The organism is Mycobacterium kyogaense, from assembly GCF_003254575.1.
GTDB lineage: Bacteria > Actinomycetota > Actinomycetes > Mycobacteriales > Mycobacteriaceae > Mycobacterium > Mycobacterium kyogaense.
In genome coordinates, this window is sequence record NZ_QJUA01000008.1 from 56,651 (window position 1) to 76,486 (window position 19,836).

Sequence of the window (19,836 nt, forward strand, 5' to 3'; positions counted from 1 at the left end):
GATGAACACCGCCTCGCACGTTCTGCACGGACTGTGGCGGGCTCCCGAGGCGCGCAATCACGAGTTCAACAAGCTCCGGCACTGGACGTCGTTGGCGTCGGCCGTCGAGAACGCCGGCTACGACCTGCTGTTCTTCGCCGACGTGTTCGGCCTGCGCGCACCATGGAACGGCAACTGGCGCAAGGCTGCTGAGGGCGGCATCCAGGTGCCGGTCAACGATCCGTCGGCGTTGGCGTCGGCGCTCGCGGTGGTCACCGAGAATCTCGGCATCGTGTTCACCAGCTCGATCGTGCAGGATCATCCCTTCAATTTCGCTCGCAAGATGTCCTCGCTGGACCACTACACCGACGGCAGGCTCGGCTGGAACGTCGTGACGAGCTTCAACGCCAACATGTTTCGTAGCTTCGGCCACGAGGGCACGCTCGAGCACGACGAACGCTACGACTGGGCCTACGAGTACGTCGACGTCACGTACAAGTTGTGGGAGGGGTCCTGGGACGACGACGCACTCGTGGCCGACAAGGCGCGCGGTGTCCATTCCGATCCGGCCGGTATCCACCGAATCAACCATGTCGGCAAGCGCTATTCGGTCGAGGGACCCCACTTCTCGTCCCCGTCGCCGCAACGCACACCCGTGCTGTTCCAGGCCGGTGCGTCACCGGCGGGTCAGCTCTTCTCTGCCCGTAACGCCGAGGGGGTGTACATCAGCAGCCCGAATCCGGCTGCCGCACATGCACTGACGTCCGAGACCCGCGCCCTGGCCGCTCAACATGGCCGCGACCCCGACGACATCGCCTTCGCCCAGGGGCTTTCGTTCGTCGTCGGTGACACTCACCGTGACGCGGTACGGCGCCACGACGAGATCAAGCGGTATCTGGATCTGGAGGGTGTTGCGCTGCACGCGCTCGGCGATGCCGGCGTGGACGCGGGACACCTTCCGCTGGATACGCCGATCAGCGAGCTCGGCCAATTCACCGGGGTGCAGGGCTTCGCACGGTGGGCCGCCGAAGCATCGGGCAACTCCGAGCCGACGATTCGCGACCTGGCCTGGGTTCTGGAGGGAGCCAACCGGGTCGTCGGCACAGCCGAGGAGATCGCCGACCAGCTCGAAGAATGGCGCGAAGCCGGCGTCAACGGCATCAACGTCTACCACGCGACGGTGCCGGGTTCGTTCCAGGAAACCGCGGATCGGCTGTTCCCGACGCTGCGCGAACGCGGGCTGATCGCGACCGACAAGGCGGGCACGCTGCGGCACAAGCTGTTCGGGCGGGGCGACCGGCTGCCCGACAGCCATCCCGCCGCCGCGTACCGGGGGGCCTTCGCCGACAACTCGCTGCTGGACCCTGCTATCCCTGGGTGATGTAGTCCTGCAGACGCTGCTGCTCGCGCTCGAGCTCCTCCATGCGCGTCTTGACCACGTCGCCGATGCTGACGATCCCGCGCAGCCGACCGTCGACGACGACAGGAACGTGGCGCACGCGATTGGTCGTCATCAACGCACTCAGGCTGTCGACCGAATCGTCCGGCGCACAGGTGGCCACCACGGTGGTCATGATGTCGGCCACGGGCCGCCGCAGCAGATCGGCGCCGACCTCGTGTAGACCGCGCACCACGTCGCGCTCCGAGACGATCCCCTGCAGCCCGTCGGCCGATACCACCACCATGGCGCCGATGTTGTGCACCGCCAGCTCAGTGAGCAGACCGGCCACCGACGTCTCGGGAGTGATCGTCGCAACGGATGCGCCCTTGACGCGCAGCACATCGGAAATCCGCATCACCACCTCCTTGTGATGGAGCTCACATCAGCGTACCCCCAGGAAGCTGCGGAACAGAATGCCTTGCCGGACCGGTTGCCTACTCCAAGACGCACACCCGACCGAGAGGAACGCCATGTCACGCACGACCATGCTGGGCGACCACCTAACCGTCAGCGCTCTGGGATTCGGCGGGATGGCGCTGACACCCGTGTACGGCGGCGCAGTCGACGACACCGAGTCGCTGGCCACGCTGCACCACGCCGTCGACGTCGGCGTCACGTTCATCGACACCGCCAACATCTACGGCTCGGGCGACAACGAACGATTGATCGCCCGGCTGCTCGCGGACCGCCGCGACGAGGTCACCCTCGCGACGAAGTTCGGCATCGTCGCCAATCCGGCCGGCACCCAGGGTCGCATCGGCGTGCGCGGCGACGCCGCGTACGTGCAGCAGTGCATCGACGAGAGCCTGCACCGCCTGCAGACCGACGTCGTGGACCTGTACTACCTGCACCGGCGGGATCCGGCCGTGCCGATCGAAGAGACCGTCGGCGCGATGGCCGAGCTGGTGCGCGCCGGAAAGGTCCGCCATCTCGGGCTCTCCGAGGTATCGGCGGAGGAACTGCGCGCGGCTCACGCCGTCCATCCGATCGCGGCGCTGCAGAGCGAATGGTCGATCTGGACCCGCGACGTCGAGGCCGCGATCGCACCGGCGGCCGCCGAACTGGGCGTCGGACTGGTCCCGTTCTCCCCGCTGGGGCGGGGCTTCCTGACCGGCTCGGTCCGTTCGGCCGCCGACATCGGGACCAATGACTTCCGACGCACGATGCCGCGCTTTGCCGACGCCGCGCTGACGGCCAATCAGCGCGTCGTGGACGCCGTCGAGCAGGTGGCCGGCGAGGTCGGCGCCACCGCGGCCCAGGTGGCACTCGCCTGGCTCCGTCACCGGGCCGACGACCTCGGTGTGGCGAGCGTGCCGATCCCCGGGACCCGGCGTGCGGCGCGCATCGACGAGAACCTGGCCTCGCTGTCGGTCCAGCTGACCCCGGAGCAGGTCAGTGCGCTCGGGCGCGCAGGAGACGCCGTAACCGGCAATCGGTACGGCGACACCGCGGCGGTACGGTCGAGCCGCGACGCGTGATTGCGCCGCGCCAGAGCGGTCCTGGCGGTATACCTGCTCCATGATCGAAGTGACCTTGCTCGGCACCGGTAGCCCCATCCCCGACCCGCGCCGTGCGGGGCCCTCGACTCTGGTCCGCGCCGGCGGCCAGACCTTCCTCGTCGACTGCGGCCGTGGCGTTCTGCAGCGGGCCGCGGCCGTCGGGGTCAGCGCGAGCAACCTGACCGCGCTGCTGCTCACCCATCTGCACAGCGATCACATCACCGACTTGGGCGACGTCCTCATCAGCCGCTGGGTGGGCAATTTCGCCCCGGACCTGACGCCGTTGCCGATCATCGGCCCGCCCGGCACGGCCGAGGTCGTACAGAAGACGCTGGAGGCGTTGCAGTTCGACATCGGTTACCGCATCGCCCACCACGCCGACCTGACCGCGCCGCCGCCGGTGGAGGTCGAGGAGGTGACCGGCGGGGTGGTGTGGGGCCGGGACGGAGTACGGATCGTCGTGGGGCCCACCGATCATCGCCCGGTCGCCCCGACGATCGGGTTCCGCGTCGAGCACGACGGCGCCTCGGTGGTGCTGGCCGGGGACACGGTGCCTTGCCGGGGTCTCGACGAGTTGGCCTCTGGCGCAGGCGCACTGGTGCACACGGTGATCCGCAAAGATCTGATCGACGCGATGCCGATGCAACGCATCCGGGACATCTGCGACTACCACTCCTCGGTGCAGCAGGCGGCCGAGACCGCGGCTCGCGCCGGGGTCGGCATCCTGATCCTGACGCACTACGTGCCGGCGCTGGTACCCGGCCAGGAGGACGAGTGGCGGGCACTGGCGGCGACGGCGTTCGATCGCCAGATCGAACTCGGCGACGATCTGCACCGGGTCGAAGTGCACCCGGGCGTCTGCGTCAAGCCAACCGGGTGATCTCCACGATCACGTCCAGATCGGTGGACCCTTCACCCGAGTAGATGCCCTTGAGCGGGGTCACGTCCGAATAGTCGCGGCCCACACCGACACTGATGTACTGCTCGGTGATCTCGGTGTCGTTGGTGGGGTCGTAGTGCCACCACTCGCCCGTCCACGCCTGAATCCACGCATGGCTCTGCCCGTCGATCGTCTCGCCGATCTTCGCCTCGCGCTGCGGGTGCAGATACCCCGACACGTAGCGCGACGGAATACCCATGCCCCGCAACAACATCAAGGTCAGGTGTGCGAAATCCTGGCACACCCCCTTGCCTTCGCGCAGCGCGTCGACACCTGAGGTGTGCACGCCGGTGGTGCCGGGGACGTACTGCAGTTCGCCCTGCACCCAGCGCGCCGCCTCGATCACTGCCTCGGCGGGATCGTGGTACTTGGCGATACGCCGGCCCACGCGCTCGATCCGCTTACTGGCCGGCACGTAGTGGGTGGGCGCCAGCACCTCGTCGTAGCGGTCGATGACCGCCTCACCGGCGAGGTCGGCCCAGGCCACCTTCTCTGCCGGCGCCTCGGGTCGGTCCGTCTCCACCACCGATGACGCGGTCACCTCGAGCTCGGTGTGCGGGGCGTGCAGGTCGAACGCAGTCACCGCGGTTCCCCAGTAGTCGACATAGCGGTAGGACCGGGTCGCCGGAACCGTCTCGACGCGGTTGAGGATCACGTTCTGCCGCGAGTCCGACCGCGGTGTGAGCCGCGCCTCGTTGAACGACGCGGTGACCGGGGACTTGTAGGCATAGCCCGTCGAATGGACCACGCGCATCCGCCACATGCCTAAATCTCCCCTTCTTCGATCACCAGTGCGTTGCGTCCCGCATCCGTCCACGCCACCCACGGCGCAGAGTGGAAGTACTGCAGCGCCAACGATTCTCCGACATCGAAGACGGTCGTCTGCAGCGAAGCCAGCCGCTGCTCGAGCGATTCGAGCAGAACCCCGGGCCGCAGGAACTCCAGTTCGCTGCGCGCGCGACCCAGCAGTAGCTGCGCCTCGGCGGTCGCACCGAGGCGCCCGTGCGGCCGGTTCATCAGCTCGTCGAGGCTGTGTTCGGCCAGCCGCAGCGAGTAGAAGATCGACCGCGGAAAGAGCCGGTCCAGCAACATGAATTCCACGACCCGGCCGGCGTCGAGGGCACCGCGGTAAGTCCGCAGGTAGGTGTCATGAGCACCCGCGGATCGCAGCAGGGTGACCCACGCCGGCGACGACGCACTGTCCCCGACCCGGGACAGCAGCAGCCGGACCGTCATGTCCACCCGTTCCAGGGCACGACCCAGCAGCATGAAGCGGTAGCCGTCGTCGCGCGACAGTGTGGAGTCGGCCAGCCCTGCGAACATCGCGGCGCGCCCCTCCACGTAGGACAGGAACTCGTGCGGACCGAGCCGTTTGGCGGCGCGCTCCCGCTCGGCGAGTGCGTTGTAGGTGGTGTTCAAGCACTCCCAGATCTCGGTCGAGGTGACTTCGCGTGCGCCACGGGCATTTTCGCGGGCCGCCGAGATTGCCTCGACGATCGAGCAGCCGCCGTAGGTCTCGCGGCTGAACGCCACGAGGTCGGTCAGCGACCACACGTCGAGGACCTCGTCGGGCGGGTCGATGCCCAGCACGCGCAGCAGGGTGCGCGAAGCCTGGTCGGGATCGACGCTGGAATCCTCCAGCAGCTGATGCACCGTGACATCGAGGATGCGCGCGGTGTCGTCGGCGCGTTCGACGTAGCGCCCGATCCAGTAGAGAGATTCGGCGTTTCTGGCCAGCATCGTCACTCTCCTCTACTGCTGCTGTTGCTGTTGCTGTTGCTGCTGTTGCTGATCGGTACTGGATTCCGCCTTGCCGTTGCGGCTGCCGTTCTTGGCAGCGCTCGCCGCTTTGGGCAGGGAGCGCACCACTTCAGCGGCGCCCAGTTCGCGGTCGGCGACCGACGTCCGCGACGCCAGCACCCAGGTGTCCTTCGAGCCACCGCCCTGACTGGAGTTCACCACCAGCGATCCTTCGGGCAGCGCCACCCGGGTCAGCCCGCCGGGCAGCACATACACGTCGTCTCCGTCGTTGACGGCGAACGGGCGCAGGTCGACGTGGCGGGGGGCGAGCTCGTCGTCGATCTGCGTCGGCACCGTCGAGAGCTGCATCACCGGCTGGGCGATCCAGCCGCGGGGATCGGCGTTGATCTTCCGGCTGATTGTCGCCAGCTCCTTCGGGGAGGCGTTGGGGCCGAACACGATCCCGTAGCCGCCAGAGCCCTCGACGGGTTTGATGACCAGCTCGTCGACCCGGTCGAGCACCTCTTCACGTTCCTCGTCGAGCCAGCAGCGGAACGTGTCCACGTTGGCCAGCAGAGGTTTCTCGCCGAGGTAGTACTCGATGATCGTCGGAACGTAGGTGTAGACGAGCTTGTCGTCCCCGACGCCGTTGCCGACGGCGCTGGAGATCACCACGTTGCCGGCGCGGGCCGCGTTGAGGATGCCCGCCACCCCCAGCACCGAATCGGGCTGGAACTGCATCGGATCGAGGTAATCGTCGTCGATGCGGCGGTAGATCACATCGACCTGGCGCTCGCCCTCGGTGGTGCGCATGTACACGGTGTTGTCGCGGCAGAACAGGTCGCGGCCCTCGACGAGCTCGACGCCCATCTGCCGGGCGAGCAGCGAATGCTCGAAGTATGCCGAGTTGTACACGCCGGGAGTGAGCACGACGACGGTGGGATCTGCGACGTTGCTGGCCGCGGCGTTGCGCAGCGCGCGCAGTAGATGCGACGAGTAGTCGCCCACGGCGCGCACCCGGTGCGTGGCAAAGAGGTTCGGGAACACCCGGGCCATCGTGCGGCGGTTCTCCATCACGTAGGAGACCCCGGACGGGGAGCGCAGGTTGTCCTCCAGCACCCGCCAGGTCCCCTGCGCGTCACGGATCAGGTCGATGCCGGCGACGTGGATGCGCACCCCGTTGGGCGGGGTGATACCGACGGCCTCGCGGTGGAAGTGCTCGCACGAGGTGACGAGCCGGCGCGGGATCACCCCGTCACGCAGGATCTCCTGCTCGCCGTAGATGTCGGAGAGATACATCTCCAAGGCCTGCACGCGCTGACGGATGCCGCGCTCGAGCCGGGTCCACTCGGCCGCCGAGATGACCCGCGGGACGAGATCGAGCGGAAAGGGTCGCTCCTGCCCCGACAGCGAGAACGTGATGCCCTGGTCGATGAAGGCGCGGCCCAATGCGTCGGAGCGGGCCTCGAGGTCAGAAACGTCGGCAGGGCCCAGCTCCTTGTGGATGCCCTTGTAGGGGCCGCGCACGTTGCCGTTGGCGTCGAACATCTCGTCGAACGCCTGGGCGTACGTACCGAGCCGGTTGTATCCGCCGAAAATGCCCTCGTGCCGTCGGGCCGGCTTGGTCGTACGTGTGGTCCGTGCAGTTTCTGTCGGCAAAGCTCTCCTGCTCCTCCCGTACGCGGACGTGCACCATGCATGCGCTCCAGACACGCACCTTGCCATGCTGCAGCATTTCCGTCGTTTCGGCAGGCCAGTGGCTTCCGTTTTGGGTGATGTACTCGCTCGCTGCTAACCTGAACAGTCGCTGCCCCCCGCGGGCGCCCCACAGACTCAACCCAACCCGTCGAGATCGCCGAAGGAATTACACGCGTGGCCAACATCAAGTCGCAGGAAAAGCGGAACCGCACCAACGAGCGCCGCAGACTGCGCAACAAGTCGGTGAAGTCGTCGCTTCACACGGCGGTCCGCGGATTCCGGCAGGCCGTCGAGGCCGGCGACAAGGACAAGGCCGGCGAGCTGCTGGTCGCGACCAGCCGCAAGCTCGACAAGGCCGCCAGCAAGGGCGTCATCCACAAGAACCAGGCCGCCAACCGCAAGTCGGCGCTGGCCAAGGCGCTCAACAAGATCTGACGCGCCGAGCTCAGTCGCCCACCAGTGAGGCGACTGAGCGCACCGCGTTCTCCAGCGCGTAGTCGGCGTCCGCCGCCGCGCCTTTGACGTCGGCATTGAGCGCCGCCACCAGGCGCAGCGCCTCGGCCACGGAATCCCGCGACCACCGTCGCGCCTGCTTCTGCGCCTTCTGCACGCGCCAGGGCGGCATGCCCAGCTCTCCGGCCAGCCGGTACGGATCTCCTGACAGCGGCGCCACCCGGGCGATCGTGTGCACCGCCTCGGCGAGCGCGTCGGCCAGCACGACGTGCGGTTCGCCCGCCATCATCGCCCAGCGCAGGGCTTCTGCCGCCCCGGCCACATCGCCGACCACGGCCTTGTCCGCGATGTCGAAGCCCTTGACCTCAGCTTTTCCGGAGTGGTAACGCCGTACCGCTGCGGCGTCGACCACCCCGCCGGTGTCGGCGACCAACTGCGAGCACGCCGAAGCCAACTCCCGCAGATCCGAGCCGATCGCGTCGATCACCGCGGTCACTGTGTCATCGCTCACCTTGGTGCGCAGGGCGCGGAACTCCTTACGGACGAAGTCCGCGCGCTCGGTGGCCTTGGTGATACGAGCGCACGGATGCACCTCGGCGCCGAGCTTCTTCAGCCGATCGGCGAGGGCCTTGGCCCGCCCGCCGCCGGAATGGACGACGACCAGCAGTGTGCCCTCGGGGAGGTCAGCCGCCGCCCCCTCGATGAGGGCCACCGCGTCCTTGCCCGCCTCGGCGGCCGATTCCAGGACGACGACGCGCTCGTCGGCGAACAGCGACGGGCTGAGCAGCTCGGCGATCTCGCTGACGCTGACCTCCCCGGCCCGCAGGCGGTCGACCGGCACATCGGTGGTGCCCGCTGATTTGCGCGCCTGGGCCAGGACCGTCGCGACAGCGCGTTCGACGAGCAGCTCCTCGTCACCGAGGATGAGGTGCAGACCGGTGCTCACCGGACGATGGTGTCACGCCGGCCCGACAGCCCCCAATGCCACACCGCCGCGACGATGCAAGAGCCCGCCGCGACCAGAGCCACCCCCGCGAGCCCCGACGGTACGGGCACTGCCGCCACTGGCACCGCCGCCGCCCAGCGGGCCACACTGGCCAGCCACCACACCTCCGGGCCGGTGAACCGGATGAGCAGCTGCGCACCCGCCGGCCACAGCGGACACAGCGCCGCGGCCGCCGTCCCGATCAGCGTGATCGGCGGAATGACCGGCGCGACAATCAGATTGGCGATCACGGCGACGAAACTGACCGATCCCGACACCCCCGCCACGAGCGGCGCGGTGACCAGTTGGGCCGCCATTGCCACGCTGACCGCGTCGGCCAGCGGGCGGGGCCACCCGCGGCCTTGCAGCCGCTGCGACCACACCGGCGCGACCAGGATCAGGCCCGCGGTGGCCGACACCGACAGCGCGAAACCGACGTCCACCGCGAGCTGTGGAGTGGCGATCATCAGCACGATGATCGCGGCGGCCAACGCAGGTAGCGCCTGTCGCCGTCGGTGGGTGAGCACTGCCAGCAGCGTGATCGCACCCATGACCGCGGCCCGCAGCACGCTCGCCGACGGCTGCACCACCACGACGAAACCGGCCAGCGTCAACCCGGCCAGCACGACCGCGATCCTCGGCCCCACGAGCGCAGCGCTCAGCAGCATCGCGCCGCAGACGATCGTGATGTTCGCGCCCGACACCGCCATCAGATGGGTCAGCCCGGCGGTCCGGAAAACCTTCGCGGTCTGCGCCGGCACCGCCGAGGTGTCCCCTAGCACCAACGCCGGCAACAACGCCGCCTGCTCTGCCGGCAGCACGAGACGCACCGCGTCGGCGAACCCCGCACGAATCCTGTGGGCAAGCCGATACACCGGCGCTGCGACGCCGAGGCGCGGCCGCCCGGTTGCCGACAGCACGGCGACCGACAGGTCGCTGCGGCTCGGGCGGCTCACCCGGGCGCGGAAGCCCGCGGGCCGGCCTGCCTGCAGCGCGGCGTAGTCGGCGCCGGATGCGAACACGAGCACCGCACCGGAGGACCGGACCCCGTCGAGGCGGGCCAGCGTCGCCCGGAACATCGTGCGGCCACCCTCGAGTACGCGGGGCGTCTCGTCGGGCGTGACCACGACCTCGACGACCGATCCGACGTGCGTCGTCGCCGGATGATGTCGCACGGCATCGACACGCAGGCACACCGCGATCGCGAAGCCGCCGCCCACCAGCGCCACCGCGGCCGCGGCGACCAGGATCGGACGCCGCCCGGCTGGGACCCGCGCGCGGCTCGCCCACCAACCCGCCCCGACCGTCGCGGCAACCCCGACCAGCACGGCAGCACCCGCGGCCGCATACCCCCAGCCGATCCCGGCGGCGGTCACCGCCCACGCGGTCAGCGCGGCGGGGATGAGCCGGAGATCGGTCATCTGACTGTGACGAGCGGGCGAAGCTTGTCCAACCGCGCCGGACCGATCCCGTCCACGTCTGCGAGCTGATCGACACTGCCGAAGCGGCCGTGCGCGTCGCGCCACGCGACGATCGCCGCGGCCGTCACCGGACCGACGCCCGGCAGGGCGTCGAGTTGCTCGGCACTCGCGGCGTTCAGATCGACCGGCGCCTGCGCACCGCCCTGACCTGATGGCGCGCCGGCCGATGGGGACGCGCCCGGTGACCCCGGTGACCCCGGTTGCGCGGTCGTGTCCGACACCACGGAGCTGCCCATCTCGGCCGGCTGACCGGGCGCTGCCCCGATGCCCACGACGATCTGTTCACCGTCGGCGACCTTGCGCGCCATGTTCAGCCCGAGGACGTCGGCACCGTCGAGTGCACCGCCGGAAGCCTCGAGCGCATCGGCGATGCGGGCGCCCGGGGTGAGGGTCACGAGACCGGGTCGTTGCACCAATCCGACGACACTGACCACGACGGGACCGGGCGCCGAGCTGCTCAGCGCCGGGGCGGGAACCCCGGACGCTGCCATCTCGACAGGCGGGAGCTTGGCCGACACCACGGCGGGTGGTTGGTCACGCAGCAGGCTGACCACGGTGACGAGCACGGCGATCAGGCCGACGACACCGAGTGCGACGACACCCGCGCGCCCCGGGTCGGCACGCACCCGGGCCAGCCAGGCCGGTCCCCGGTCCGCGCTCTGCTCCGGCAGCCAACGCGACAGCGCGGCGTCAGCGCCGTCGTCGTCGAGCTCCTCGTCGTCCTGCATGACGCCGGAACCCAGGCGCCGCCGGAGCCGCTCAGCGGGCAGTTCTGTCGACATACCGCGACCGTAGGCATCCCGGCCGACGCACACGGCGATGCGCCGCGTCAGCCAGCCCGGCCTGTGGATGAACTCGGCTCTGGGGACAGCGGGATAGCATGACCGCCAATGAACGGTCGAGCCCCGATGATCGCCGGCGCAGCGTTCGCGGTGCTGTACGCCACGGCCGTCATCGCCCTCCATGCCCTGCCCGGCGCCGATCCCGGCGTCACCCGCGTGCAGGCGCTGCTGCTGACCTTCGCGGCGCTGGCGCTCGCTGTCGTGCTGGCCTTCGCGCGCGACCGGCTCAGCGGACCACCCGCCCATCTGTTCACGCTCGGGTCGACGCTGCTGGTGGCCCATCTGTGCGTCGCCGTCTGGTTCGCCGGCGGTCTCTCGCTGCGCCCGGGCCAGACCGCGGTCGCCACCGCACGCGCGATCGAGGATGTCGGGGCGATGTGGCTACCCGTGGCCACCATCGCCAACATCCTGGTGGCGACACCGATCCTGCTGCACGCCAACGAGGGCCGGCTGCCGCGGTGGCTCGGCGTGCTCGCCGCCGTGTTCACGGTGGAACAGCTGATCGAAACCATCACCGTCATCGGACCTCCCGGCAGCTTCATCTCCCCCGGCGGCCCGATGAACCACTATGTCGGCGGCCTGCTGTCGGTGGTCTTCGTCGCCGGCCTCGGATTCGCCCTGGCCGCTCCGGACACCGCAGGCGTCGCTACCGCCCGTGGCGACACCGAACAGACACCGGACACAGACGACACGAAAGACGACAGCCCCGAACACGCCCACGAACCCGTAGGAGACTGATGGCGCTCCCCCGCCTGGTACCGCAGTCGAGCCTCGACGACACGAGCACCGAGGCGCTGCGGGCCGAGGTTCGCCGCTTCCTCGCCGAGCAGCGAAGCGCCGGCACCTTCCGCCCGTCGGTCGACGTGTGGCTCTCGGGCTGGGACGAGGCGTTCACCGCGGCGCTGGCCGCCCGCGGTTGGCTCGGCATGACGGTGCCCATCGAGTACGGCGGGCCAGGACGCTCGTTCCTCGAGCGCTTCGTCGTGACCGAGGAACTACTCGCCGCGGGCGCTCCGGTGGCCGCCCACTGGATCGCCGACAGGCAGATCGTGCCATCGCTGCTCAAGTACGGCACCGAGAAGCAGAGGGCGCTCTTTCTCCCGAAAATCGTTGCCGGCGAATGCTTTTTCGGCATCGGGATGAGTGAACCCGATTCCGGCTCGGACCTGGCCAGTGTCCGGACCCGCGCCGAGAGGGTCGAGGGCGGGTGGCGCCTCACCGGGACGAAGGTGTGGACCTCGGGCGCCCACCTGGCCCACGCGTTCATCGCGCTGGTCCGCACCGCGCCGGTCGATCCCGCCCACCGGCACGCCGGATTGAGCCAGTTCATCGTGGATCTGCGCGGCGCGGATGTGCAGATCCGACCGATCACGTCGATGAACGGCGCCCACCATTTCAACGAGGTGATCCTCGATGGCACCTTCGTGCCCGACGACATGGTGTTCGGCGAGATCGGCGCGGGATGGCAGCAGGTCACCTCCGAACTGGCCTTCGAGCGCAGCGGACCCGAACGGGTGCTCTCGACGTTCGTACTGCTCGACGCGATGGCTCAGGCGATGAGCGACAACGAGATCCCGCGCGACACGAATCTGGGCCGGTTGGTGGGCCGCGTCGCCGGCCTCCACCAGATGTCGTCCGCCGTGGCCGGCGCCCTGCAACGCGGGGAATCGCCGGACGTGCCCGCCGCCGTCATGAAGGTGCTGGGCACCACCACCGAAGGCGACATCGCCGAATTCGGCCATCTGGCAACCGAACACGGCGCGCGATTCGCCGCGTTGGCCGATACCGCGGTGGACCAACGGCCGGGCTTCACCATCCGCGGGGGCACCAACGAGGTGCTGCGCGGTGTGATCGCACGCGGATTGGGGCTGCGATGACCACATTCGATGTCGACCCCGCACTGACCGACATGATGGCTGCCGTGTTCGCCGAACACGGCAGCGACGGTGATCTGTGGGACCGTCTCGACGCCTTGGGCCTAATCCGGCTCACCGGCGCCGAAGACTCCGGCGGTAGCGGTGCGGGATGGCCGGAGGCCGCCGAGCTGATGTCGGCCGCGGTGCGCCACGGCGCCCGAATCCCGTTGGCCGAGCACGACCTTCTGGCCTGCTGGCTTCTCGAGGCCGCAGGGTTTTCCGCCGACGCTCGGCAACGCACCGTTGCACTGCTCGATGACCAGGGCCGGGGCACCGGCGTGCCGTGGGCGTCGAGCGCACGCCGGATCGTGCTGGTCTGGCAGCAGGACGGCGGCTACCGGGTGGCTGACGTCGACCCCGCGGATGTGTCGATCACAGGCGGCGCCAACATGATCGGCGAGCCCCGCGACACCGTCGAGGCCGCCATCTCCGCGCTCTCCGGCGTCGCGATCCCCGATGGACTCGTCGACACACTGCGCCTCAAAGGTGCGCTCGTGCGCGCCGTGCAGATCTGCGCGGCGCTGGACCACGCGCTCGAGTCCTGCGTCGAGCACACGACGACGCGCCACCAGTTCGGCCGGCCGCTGGCCAAATTCCAGGCCGTCCAGCACCTGGTGTCCGACATCGCGTGCGAGGCCGCGCTGGCCCGGTCGGCCACCGAAGCGGCCCTGTCGACGGCCACGGCCACCGACTGGACGGCGCCACATCTGGAATTCCTCGTCGCCGCGGCTCGGTCGTGCGTGGGCCATGCGACCTCGGTGGTCGTGCGCAATGCCCATCAGGTGCACGGTGCGATCGGCACCACCGTCGAACACCGCCTGCACCACGTCACCCGGGCAGCATTGGCGTGGCGTTCGGAGTTCGGCTCGACCAGGCATTGGGACGACCGGCTCACCGACATGGCGATACACGCCGCCCCGCAGGGTCTCTGGTCGCTGATCAGCCCCTGACGACCACCGTGCTGGGTTCGCGGGGAGCGCCCAGCATGTCCCGATGCGACGGTGGCACACGGCCGCCGTCGTCGGTGATCCCGTACTCGCGCGCCAGTTCGGCCGCGATCACGGTGCGCCCGCTGCGTGCGCGGAGATCGGGGTCACGGAACATTGCGTCGATGAGATGACCGGTGAACTCCGGTGTTTCGGCGTGCGCGGCAAAAGACGCGAGTGCGTCGGGAGCCCCGTCGAAGGCGTGGCGCATGCGTTCGGTGAGCAGAATTCCCATCCAGATGGACACCGTCGCCACCCCGGTGCCGCCGAAGTCGACCGCCATGTCGGCGGCCATCTTGTCGGTCCCCGCCTTCTGCGCACCGTAGGCAGGCCCGTGCATGTAGCACACCGACCCGGGCGAGGACGTGAACGCGATGAGGCCGCGGTCCTGTTCGACGAGCAGCGGGGCGGCATACCAGGCCGCGACGTAGGAGGACCGCAATCCGACGTCGAGGACATCGGCCAGGGCACGGGGCCTGCGCCAGAACGGTTCCGGCCCCACGAGATCGTCGGAGATCGCCGCGGCATTGTTGACCAGCAGATCCAGCCGCCCCTCGTCGCGCGTCAGCCGGTCGAAGAACTCACCCACCGCGTCGTCGTCCCGGTGATCCACCTGCACCCCGACACCCCAGTCCGGCGCCGCGTCGATGCCGCGGCCGGTCCCGTACACCCGCCACCCGTGACTCGCCAGAGCCGAGGCGATGCCGCGCCCGGCTCCCCGGCTGGCGCCTGTCACCACGGCCACCGGCATCGTCGACTCACCCATGCGGCCACCTTAGAGGCGGTAGGTTGACGCCATGCCGACCGACGATCCCCTGCGGGTCATCCAGTGGACCACCGGGAACATCGGCCGCCGGTCGCTGCACGCGATCATCGGGCGCGACGACATGGAACTGGTCGGTGTGTACGCCCACGGTGCGGACAAGGTCGGCGTCGACGCCGCCGAGCTGGCCGGCTGGCCGGAGGCCACCGGGGTCACCGCGACCGACGACATAGAGCAACTCGTCGCTCTGCGCCCCGACGCCTGCTGCTACAACCCGCTGTGGCCGAGCATCGACGAGCTGGTCCGGCTGCTCGAGTCCGGCATCAACGTGTGCTCGTCGGCGGCATGGATCACCGGCGGCAAGCAGTCGCCGGAAGATCTCGACCGTATCCGAAAGGCCTGCGCGACGGGCAATTCCACGATCTTCGGCAGCGGCGCCCATCCGGGGATGTCGAATCTGGTGGGCATGGTGCTCAGCGGCGCCTGCGAGCGGGTCGACGAGATCCGCATCACCGAGTCGGTGGACTGCTCGACCTACGAGTCGGCCGGCACGCAGACCGCGATGGGCTTCTCACAAGATCCTGACACTCCCGGCCTGGCCGAGAGTATGCGCCGCGAGAGCGAGGTGTTCGCCGAATCCGCGGCGATGATGGCCGACGCGATCGGGGCAACGCTGGATCGCATCACGTTCGACGTCACCTTCACCGCCGCCACCGGCGACAGCGACCTGGGGTTCATGCAGATCCCCGCCGGCACCGTCGCCGGCGTCCACGGCTACCACCGCGGCTGGGTGGGTGAGCGCAACGTGGTCAGCGTCGGGTTCAACTGGATCATGGGCAGCCACGTCACCCCGCCCAAACCCCTCGAGCACGGCCACGTCGTGCAGGTGTTCGGGGTGCCCAACATGCGCACCGTGGTGCACTGCCTGCCGCCGAAAGACTGGACCGAGCCCGGATTCATGGGCCTGGGCATGATCTACACCGCTCTGCCGGTGACCAATGCGGTGCCGGCGGTGGTGGCGGCGCCGCCGGGCATCGTGACGCTGGCCGACCTGCCGCCGATCACGGGCCGGTTCGCGGGCTGACCTCGCAGACCTGCACGGCCACCCCGACCGCTCCCCCACCGACGTGGACCGACAGCACCGGACCCATGTCCTCGACGGTCAATGACGACAGCTGGGGTAGCCGCTGGGTGAGCGCTGCGCCGAGTTGGTCTGCGCCGTCGTGATTGTCGACGTGGTGGACCACGACATCGGCCGGTTTCGTGCCGACGATGTCGGCAACGCGATCCACCAGTGCCGCATGCGCTTTGCTCACGGTGCGGATGCGCTGGTCGAGCACGAGCCTGCCGTCCACATCCAGTTTCAGCAGCGGCTTGAGCGACAGCGCGGTGCCCAGCCACGACGACGCGGTGCCGATGCGACCGCTGCGGCGCAGGTTGTCCAACCGGTGCACGACGAGGAACACCTGGGTGCGTTCCCGCGCCGCTCGAGCCGCGTCGGCGACCGTGTCGAGATCAGCGCCGCCGGCGGCGCACCGCGCCGCCTCGCGGGCGATGAACCCGGTACCCATCGCGGCCGAGCGCGAATTGACCACGCGCACAGCCGAACCGAACTCACGAGCCGCCGTCACTGCGGCGCTGTAGGTGCTCGACAGTGCCGCCGAAAGGTGCACGGCGAGCACACCGGCGCCGTCGCTGTCGGCCAGTGCGCGGCGATAGTGCTCGGCCAATTCGGCCGGCGCGGCGCCGGCCGTCGTGACCTTGGGTCGATCGTGCACGTCATGCGGGACGTCGTCGACGCCGTCGCGGAGATCGGCACCGTCGACGAGCACGTGCAGCGGCACCTCGCGGATGCCCCACCGCCCTGCCGCGTCTCCCAGGCGCGCCGAGGAGTCGCTGACCACCACCACCGTCATGGACGGCTGCGCGAATCCGGGATCGGGACACCGGCTTCGGCAAGTCCTTTGAGCATCAGGTCGGCGACCGCCCGGTGCGCCTCGAAGTTCCAGTGGATTCCGTCAGGATTGCCGCGACCGCTGTAGATCTCCTCTGCGACGGCGGCTTTGAGGTCGACCAGCGGGACCCCGTGCTCGTCGGCCCAGCGGGTGAGCGCGGCAACGGTACCGGGTCGGCCGTGGTGGGCGTTGCCGTAGGACTCCGCGATGTGCACCGAGGGCAGCGACGCCACCACCGGTATGCCAGGGCGGTTGAAATCGATGGCGGCGCGCGTCATCTCGAGGTATTCGACGGTCAGATGCGGAGGTAGTGCCGACCGCGCGATCGGCGAGAGCCGCGGCTGCAGCCAGCTGTACCCGTCGCGCACCCAGCGCCTCAGCTGTGGGGGTCGGGCATAGCGGATGAGTTCCCGTAGCGCGGTGGGCAGCACCGACGGCAGCGAGTCCATGCCGGACGTCGCGAAGACGACCGCGCCGGCGCGGGGCAGCGCCGCCCACGACCGCGGATCCTGTGTCGCCGCCCACCACACGTCACGGCTGGTCCACCCGATTCGCCCGATGACCTCGACGTCCCAGTCGAGTTGGGCGGCAACCAGATTGGGCCAGATTCTGGGGTCGTCGGCGGGCAGCCCGCCGGTCGGGCCGTAGTACGACAACGAGTCGCAGAAGACGAGCAGGGTGGTACGCCCGGCGTGCGACTCAGAGGACATCGCTGGCGACCTGCGCCGAAGCGTTCCACACGTCGAGACGCCAGCGGATGTCGGCCAGGCTCGCCGGATCGCCGTCGCGGCGGGTGTGACCGGCCAACTGCACCCAGCTGGCATTGCCCAGCCCGCCGAGCACGGGCCAGGTGTCGACGGGCAGGTCCAGCAGCGCCGCGGTGAGCGCGGCGATCAGCCCGCCGTGCGCCACCAGCACCACCGGCCGGTCCGCACCGTCGGCACCCCACTCCGGCTGGTCGGCCACGAGTTCACGCACCAGCGGAAGACTGCGGTCGGCGACGTCGACGCGACTCTCCCCGCCGTGCGGGGCCCAGCGCGCGTCGTCGCGCCACGCCAGCCGGGCACCGGGGGCCACCTCGTCGACCTCGAGGTGGGTCATCCCCTGCCAGTCGCCCAGGTGGGTCTCCCGCAGCCGGGCGTCGACCGACACCTGCTGGCCGCTCCGGTCGCCGAGCGCGACCGCGGTGTCGAGCGCGCGGCGCAGATCCGACGAGACGATCAGCAGCGGTTGGCGTTTGGCGAGCGCCTCGGCCGCGACGACGGCCTGTTCGCGGCCCAGGTCCGACAGGTCGGTGTCGAGCTGACCCTGCATGCGGCTGCCGGCGTTGTACTCGGTCTGTCCGTGCCGCAGCATGACCAGCTTGCGCACCGTCACGCGTCGTCTCCGGACAGCTCCACCGGCACCAGCGGGCAGTCGCGCCACAGGCGGTCCAGGGCGTAGAAGTTCCGCTCGTCCTGGTGCTGGATGTGCACCACCACGTCGACGTAGTCGAGCAGGGTCCAGCGACCTTCGCGGGTGCCTTCGCGGCGCGCAGGCTTGTAGCCGGCCTGACGCATCTTCTCCTCGACCTCGTCGACGATCGCGTTGACCTGACGTTCGTTGGACGCGGAGGCGATGACGAAGCAGTCGGTGATGACGAGTTGCTCGGACACGTCGATGACGACGACGTCGTCGGCGAGCTTGGCCGCGGCCGCACGCGCGGCGATCTCGGCCATGTGGATGGCTTCAGGTGTGGCGGTCAGGAGCGGTCTCCTTCGAATGCGGTTGATAGAGATGTCGTTTGGCGACGTACTGCACGACACCGTCGGGTACCAGGTACCAGATCGGCCGCGAGGCTTCGGCGCGCTCGCGGCAGTCGGTCGACGAGATGGCCAGCGCCGGCACCTCGACCAGATGCAGAGCATCGTCGGGCAATTCGGCCATGGCCGCCGAGATGTGTTTCCCGTCCAGCTCGTATCCCGGCCTGCTCACACCGACGAAACGCGCGATCGAGAACATCTCTTCCCAGTTCTGCCACGACAGGATCGACGCCAGCGCGTCGGCGCCGGTGATGAAGTACAGGTCGGCGTCGGGGTTGAGCGCACGCAGGTCCCGCAGAGTGTCCTTGGTGTAGGTGGGTCCGCCGCGGTCGATGTCGACCCGGCTCACCGAGAACATCGGGTTCGATGCGGTGGCCACGACGGTCATCAGGTAGCGGTCCTCGGCGGGGGTGACGGCTCGGCTGCGCTTCTGCCACGGCTGTCCGGTGGGGACGAACACCACCTCGTCGAGATCGAACAGGTTGGCCACCTCGCTGGCCGCGACGAGGTGCCCGTGGTGGATGGGGTCGAATGTTCCGCCCATCACCCCGAGCCGCCGTCGCGCTTGCACGACTAGCGAGCTTACGGGACCGAAAAGCGGCGGTCAGACGGACGAGAGTCGATGGGCGCCCAGTTCCTCGGACACCTCGAAGGCCGCACGGTCGGCACGGTAGACGTCGCGGGCGTACTCGACGCACCGGCCCGCGGTGTCGCGGGTGCTGCGGGTCAGCAGCGTTCCCGCCGACCCGGCCCGCACCCCGAGCTGCACGCTGGACGCGTCGTCGAGCACGATCGATTCCAGCACCGCGGTGGACCGCGCGAGGTCGAGCCCGTAGCGGGAGCGCAGCAGCGCCCACAGCGAACCGCCGTCGGGTTCCTCCAGGATTCCCGGTGTCAGGTCGGCCGGCAGGTAGGTGGTCTCCAGGGCGAACGGCACGTCATCCACGCTGCGCAGGCGATAGAACACGTGCACCGCGGCGCCCTCGGGCAGGTCCAGCGCGCGCCGGACCGCAGGCTTGGCGGTCTGGTGTTCGGCCCACAGCAGCTTGGCGGCCGGGCGTCGTCCCATCCGCGCCACTTCCTCCGAGAAGCTGCCGACGTGGAACCGGACGCGGGGCTCGGCCACGAAGGTGCCGCGCGGTGGCTTGCGGTACACCGCTCCTTCGCTCTCCAGCAGCGACAAGGCCTGGCGGGCGGTCATCCGGCTGACGCCGTGCTGTTCGGCCAGTTCCCGCTCGGATGGCAACAGGGTGTGTGGACCCAACTGCTCGGTGGCGATCCGGTCGCGCACATCCGCGGCGATCGACATGTACAGCGGCGTGCCCGAAGCCATCCCGCCAGATTAGCGCCGCGAGC

General features: G+C 69.5%; 22 protein-coding genes. 8 read left to right on the forward strand and 14 right to left on the reverse strand.

Annotated elements, in window-relative coordinates:
• Window position 1: 1 nt before the first annotated feature.
• Window positions 2-1,360, forward strand: coding sequence for an NtaA/DmoA family FMN-dependent monooxygenase (locus DMB80_RS08400; RefSeq protein ID WP_111509513.1), 1,359 nt, complete (start codon window positions 2-4; stop codon window positions 1,358-1,360).
• Here DMB80_RS08400 and DMB80_RS08405 read toward each other — a convergent pair.
• Window positions 1,347-1,775 (reverse strand): CBS domain-containing protein, encoded by a 429-nt coding sequence (locus tag DMB80_RS08405; protein WP_046364953.1) that lies wholly within the window; start codon window positions 1,773-1,775, stop codon window positions 1,347-1,349. The genes DMB80_RS08400 and DMB80_RS08405 overlap by 14 nt on opposite strands.
• Before the next feature lie 115 nt (window positions 1,776-1,890).
• On the opposite strand from DMB80_RS08405, the gene DMB80_RS08410 reads away from it, so the two are divergent.
• Both DMB80_RS08410 and DMB80_RS08415 read left to right on the forward strand, forming a co-directional pair.
• Complete coding sequence (locus tag DMB80_RS08410) at window positions 1,891-2,898, forward strand: aldo/keto reductase (protein ID WP_111509437.1); 1,008 nt, start codon at window positions 1,891-1,893, stop codon at window positions 2,896-2,898.
• Between the two features lie 40 nt (window positions 2,899-2,938).
• Entirely contained in the window at window positions 2,939-3,799 is an 861-nt protein-coding gene (locus DMB80_RS08415; protein WP_111509438.1) for a ribonuclease Z, read from the forward strand.
• On the opposite strand, the gene DMB80_RS08420 is transcribed toward DMB80_RS08415, so the two are convergent.
• From DMB80_RS08420 to DMB80_RS08430, 3 genes are read right to left on the reverse strand one after another with little or no spacing between them, the layout of a single operon-like run.
• On the reverse strand, window positions 3,783-4,622 hold the full coding sequence (locus tag DMB80_RS08420; protein WP_111509439.1) for a transglutaminase family protein: 840 nt from the start codon (window positions 4,620-4,622) through the stop codon (window positions 3,783-3,785). The genes DMB80_RS08415 and DMB80_RS08420 overlap by 17 nt on opposite strands.
• Before the next feature lie 2 nt (window positions 4,623-4,624).
• Complete coding sequence (locus DMB80_RS08425) at window positions 4,625-5,599, reverse strand: alpha-E domain-containing protein (protein WP_111509440.1); 975 nt, start codon at window positions 5,597-5,599, stop codon at window positions 4,625-4,627.
• A 12-nt stretch (window positions 5,600-5,611) separates the two neighbouring features.
• Window positions 5,612-7,258 (reverse strand): circularly permuted type 2 ATP-grasp protein, encoded by a 1,647-nt coding sequence (locus tag DMB80_RS08430; RefSeq protein ID WP_111509441.1) that lies wholly within the window; start codon window positions 7,256-7,258, stop codon window positions 5,612-5,614.
• Window positions 7,259-7,471: 213 nt separating this feature from the next.
• Between DMB80_RS08430 and rpsT the strand changes: the two genes are divergently transcribed.
• Window positions 7,472-7,732: a 30S ribosomal protein S20 gene (gene rpsT / locus DMB80_RS08435; protein ID WP_046364935.1), complete on the forward strand. Its 261-nt coding sequence runs from the start codon at window positions 7,472-7,474 to the stop codon at window positions 7,730-7,732.
• A gap of 10 nt (window positions 7,733-7,742) precedes the next feature.
• Here the strand turns inward: rpsT and holA are convergent, their stop codons facing one another.
• The 3 genes from holA to DMB80_RS08450 are packed head-to-tail and all read right to left on the reverse strand — an operon-like array spanning window position 7,743 to window position 10,998.
• Window positions 7,743-8,684, reverse strand: a complete 942-nt coding sequence (gene holA, locus DMB80_RS08440; RefSeq protein ID WP_240431083.1) for a DNA polymerase III subunit delta — start codon at window positions 8,682-8,684, stop codon at window positions 7,743-7,745.
• A gap of 8 nt (window positions 8,685-8,692) precedes the next feature.
• Complete coding sequence (locus DMB80_RS08445) at window positions 8,693-10,156, reverse strand: ComEC/Rec2 family competence protein (RefSeq protein ID WP_111509442.1); 1,464 nt, start codon at window positions 10,154-10,156, stop codon at window positions 8,693-8,695.
• Window positions 10,153-10,998 (reverse strand): ComEA family DNA-binding protein, encoded by an 846-nt coding sequence (locus tag DMB80_RS08450; RefSeq protein ID WP_111509514.1) that lies wholly within the window; start codon window positions 10,996-10,998, stop codon window positions 10,153-10,155. Before DMB80_RS08450 ends, DMB80_RS08445 begins: the two co-directional genes overlap by 4 nt.
• Window positions 10,999-11,106: 108 nt before the next feature.
• On the opposite strand from DMB80_RS08450, the gene DMB80_RS08455 reads away from it, so the two are divergent.
• The 3 genes from DMB80_RS08455 to DMB80_RS08465 are packed head-to-tail and all read left to right on the forward strand — an operon-like array spanning window position 11,107 to window position 13,924.
• Window positions 11,107-11,796, forward strand: a complete 690-nt coding sequence (locus DMB80_RS08455) for a hypothetical protein (protein ID WP_240431078.1) — start codon at window positions 11,107-11,109, stop codon at window positions 11,794-11,796.
• The gene (locus tag DMB80_RS08460; RefSeq protein ID WP_111509443.1) at window positions 11,796-12,935 is read left to right on the forward strand and encodes an acyl-CoA dehydrogenase family protein; all 1,140 of its coding nucleotides are present in this window, start codon (window positions 11,796-11,798) and stop codon (window positions 12,933-12,935) included. The genes DMB80_RS08455 and DMB80_RS08460 overlap by 1 nt, the downstream gene beginning before the upstream one ends.
• Window positions 12,932-13,924 carry an acyl-CoA dehydrogenase family protein gene (locus DMB80_RS08465; protein ID WP_111509444.1) on the forward strand — a complete coding sequence of 331 codons (993 nt, stop codon included), beginning with the start codon at window positions 12,932-12,934 and terminating at the stop codon, window positions 13,922-13,924. Before DMB80_RS08460 ends, DMB80_RS08465 begins: the two co-directional genes overlap by 4 nt.
• Here DMB80_RS08465 and DMB80_RS08470 read toward each other — a convergent pair.
• On the reverse strand, window positions 13,914-14,705 hold the full coding sequence (locus tag DMB80_RS08470) for an SDR family NAD(P)-dependent oxidoreductase (protein ID WP_420812155.1): 792 nt from the start codon (window positions 14,703-14,705) through the stop codon (window positions 13,914-13,916). The two genes, DMB80_RS08465 and DMB80_RS08470, sit on opposite strands and share 11 nt — an antisense overlap.
• A 52-nt stretch (window positions 14,706-14,757) precedes the next feature.
• On the opposite strand from DMB80_RS08470, the gene DMB80_RS08475 reads away from it, so the two are divergent.
• Entirely contained in the window at window positions 14,758-15,807 is a 1,050-nt protein-coding gene (locus tag DMB80_RS08475; protein WP_111509446.1) for an NAD(P)H-dependent amine dehydrogenase family protein, read from the forward strand.
• Here the strand turns inward: DMB80_RS08475 and DMB80_RS08480 are convergent.
• From DMB80_RS08480 to DMB80_RS08505, 6 genes are read right to left on the reverse strand one after another with little or no spacing between them, the layout of a single operon-like run.
• Window positions 15,785-16,639 carry a DegV family protein gene (locus DMB80_RS08480; RefSeq protein WP_111509447.1) on the reverse strand — a complete coding sequence of 285 codons (855 nt, stop codon included), beginning with the start codon at window positions 16,637-16,639 and terminating at the stop codon, window positions 15,785-15,787. The two genes, DMB80_RS08475 and DMB80_RS08480, sit on opposite strands and share 23 nt — an antisense overlap.
• Window positions 16,636-17,388: a diglucosylglycerate octanoyltransferase gene (gene octT / locus DMB80_RS08485; RefSeq protein ID WP_046366202.1), complete on the reverse strand. Its 753-nt coding sequence runs from the start codon at window positions 17,386-17,388 to the stop codon at window positions 16,636-16,638. The genes DMB80_RS08480 and octT overlap by 4 nt, the downstream gene beginning before the upstream one ends.
• A complete protein-coding gene (gene gpgP, locus DMB80_RS08490) occupies window positions 17,378-18,055 on the reverse strand; it encodes a glucosyl-3-phosphoglycerate phosphatase (protein ID WP_111509448.1) in 678 nt (225 codons plus the stop codon). Before gpgP ends, octT begins: the two co-directional genes overlap by 11 nt.
• Window positions 18,052-18,423, reverse strand: coding sequence for a ribosome silencing factor (rsfS, locus tag DMB80_RS08495; protein ID WP_111509515.1), 372 nt, complete (start codon window positions 18,421-18,423; stop codon window positions 18,052-18,054). The genes gpgP and rsfS overlap by 4 nt, the downstream gene beginning before the upstream one ends.
• Entirely contained in the window at window positions 18,407-19,051 is a 645-nt protein-coding gene (gene nadD, locus DMB80_RS08500; protein WP_073685540.1) for a nicotinate-nucleotide adenylyltransferase, read from the reverse strand. Before nadD ends, rsfS begins: the two co-directional genes overlap by 17 nt.
• A 33-nt stretch (window positions 19,052-19,084) precedes the next feature.
• The gene (locus DMB80_RS08505; protein WP_111509449.1) at window positions 19,085-19,813 is read right to left on the reverse strand and encodes a GntR family transcriptional regulator; all 729 of its coding nucleotides are present in this window, start codon (window positions 19,811-19,813) and stop codon (window positions 19,085-19,087) included.
• Window positions 19,814-19,836 lie beyond the last annotated feature (23 nt).

Coding starts and splice junctions, on each gene's coding strand:
- DMB80_RS08505 (WP_111509449.1), bottom strand. CDS start 19,813: ATGGCTTCGGGCACGCCGCTGTACATGTCGATCGCCGCGGATGTGCGC.
- DMB80_RS08445 (WP_111509442.1), bottom strand. CDS start 10,156: ATGACCGATCTCCGGCTCATCCCCGCCGCGCTGACCGCGTGGGCGGTG.
- DMB80_RS08475 (WP_111509446.1), top strand. CDS start 14,758: ATGCCGACCGACGATCCCCTGCGGGTCATCCAGTGGACCACCGGGAAC.
- DMB80_RS08405 (WP_046364953.1), bottom strand. CDS start 1,775: ATGCGGATTTCCGATGTGCTGCGCGTCAAGGGCGCATCCGTTGCGACG.
- DMB80_RS08400 (WP_111509513.1), top strand. CDS start 2: ATGAACACCGCCTCGCACGTTCTGCACGGACTGTGGCGGGCTCCCGAG.
- DMB80_RS08420 (WP_111509439.1), bottom strand. CDS start 4,622: ATGTGGCGGATGCGCGTGGTCCATTCGACGGGCTATGCCTACAAGTCC.
- DMB80_RS08455 (WP_240431078.1), top strand. CDS start 11,107: ATGAACGGTCGAGCCCCGATGATCGCCGGCGCAGCGTTCGCGGTGCTG.
- DMB80_RS08425 (WP_111509440.1), bottom strand. CDS start 5,599: ATGCTGGCCAGAAACGCCGAATCTCTCTACTGGATCGGGCGCTACGTC.
- DMB80_RS08450 (WP_111509514.1), bottom strand. CDS start 10,998: ATGTCGACAGAACTGCCCGCTGAGCGGCTCCGGCGGCGCCTGGGTTCC.
- DMB80_RS08410 (WP_111509437.1), top strand. CDS start 1,891: ATGTCACGCACGACCATGCTGGGCGACCACCTAACCGTCAGCGCTCTG.
- DMB80_RS08480 (WP_111509447.1), bottom strand. CDS start 16,639: ATGACGGTGGTGGTGGTCAGCGACTCCTCGGCGCGCCTGGGAGACGCG.
- DMB80_RS08465 (WP_111509444.1), top strand. CDS start 12,932: ATGACCACATTCGATGTCGACCCCGCACTGACCGACATGATGGCTGCC.
- DMB80_RS08415 (WP_111509438.1), top strand. CDS start 2,939: ATGATCGAAGTGACCTTGCTCGGCACCGGTAGCCCCATCCCCGACCCG.
- octT (WP_046366202.1), bottom strand. CDS start 17,388: ATGTCCTCTGAGTCGCACGCCGGGCGTACCACCCTGCTCGTCTTCTGC.
- DMB80_RS08460 (WP_111509443.1), top strand. CDS start 11,796: ATGGCGCTCCCCCGCCTGGTACCGCAGTCGAGCCTCGACGACACGAGC.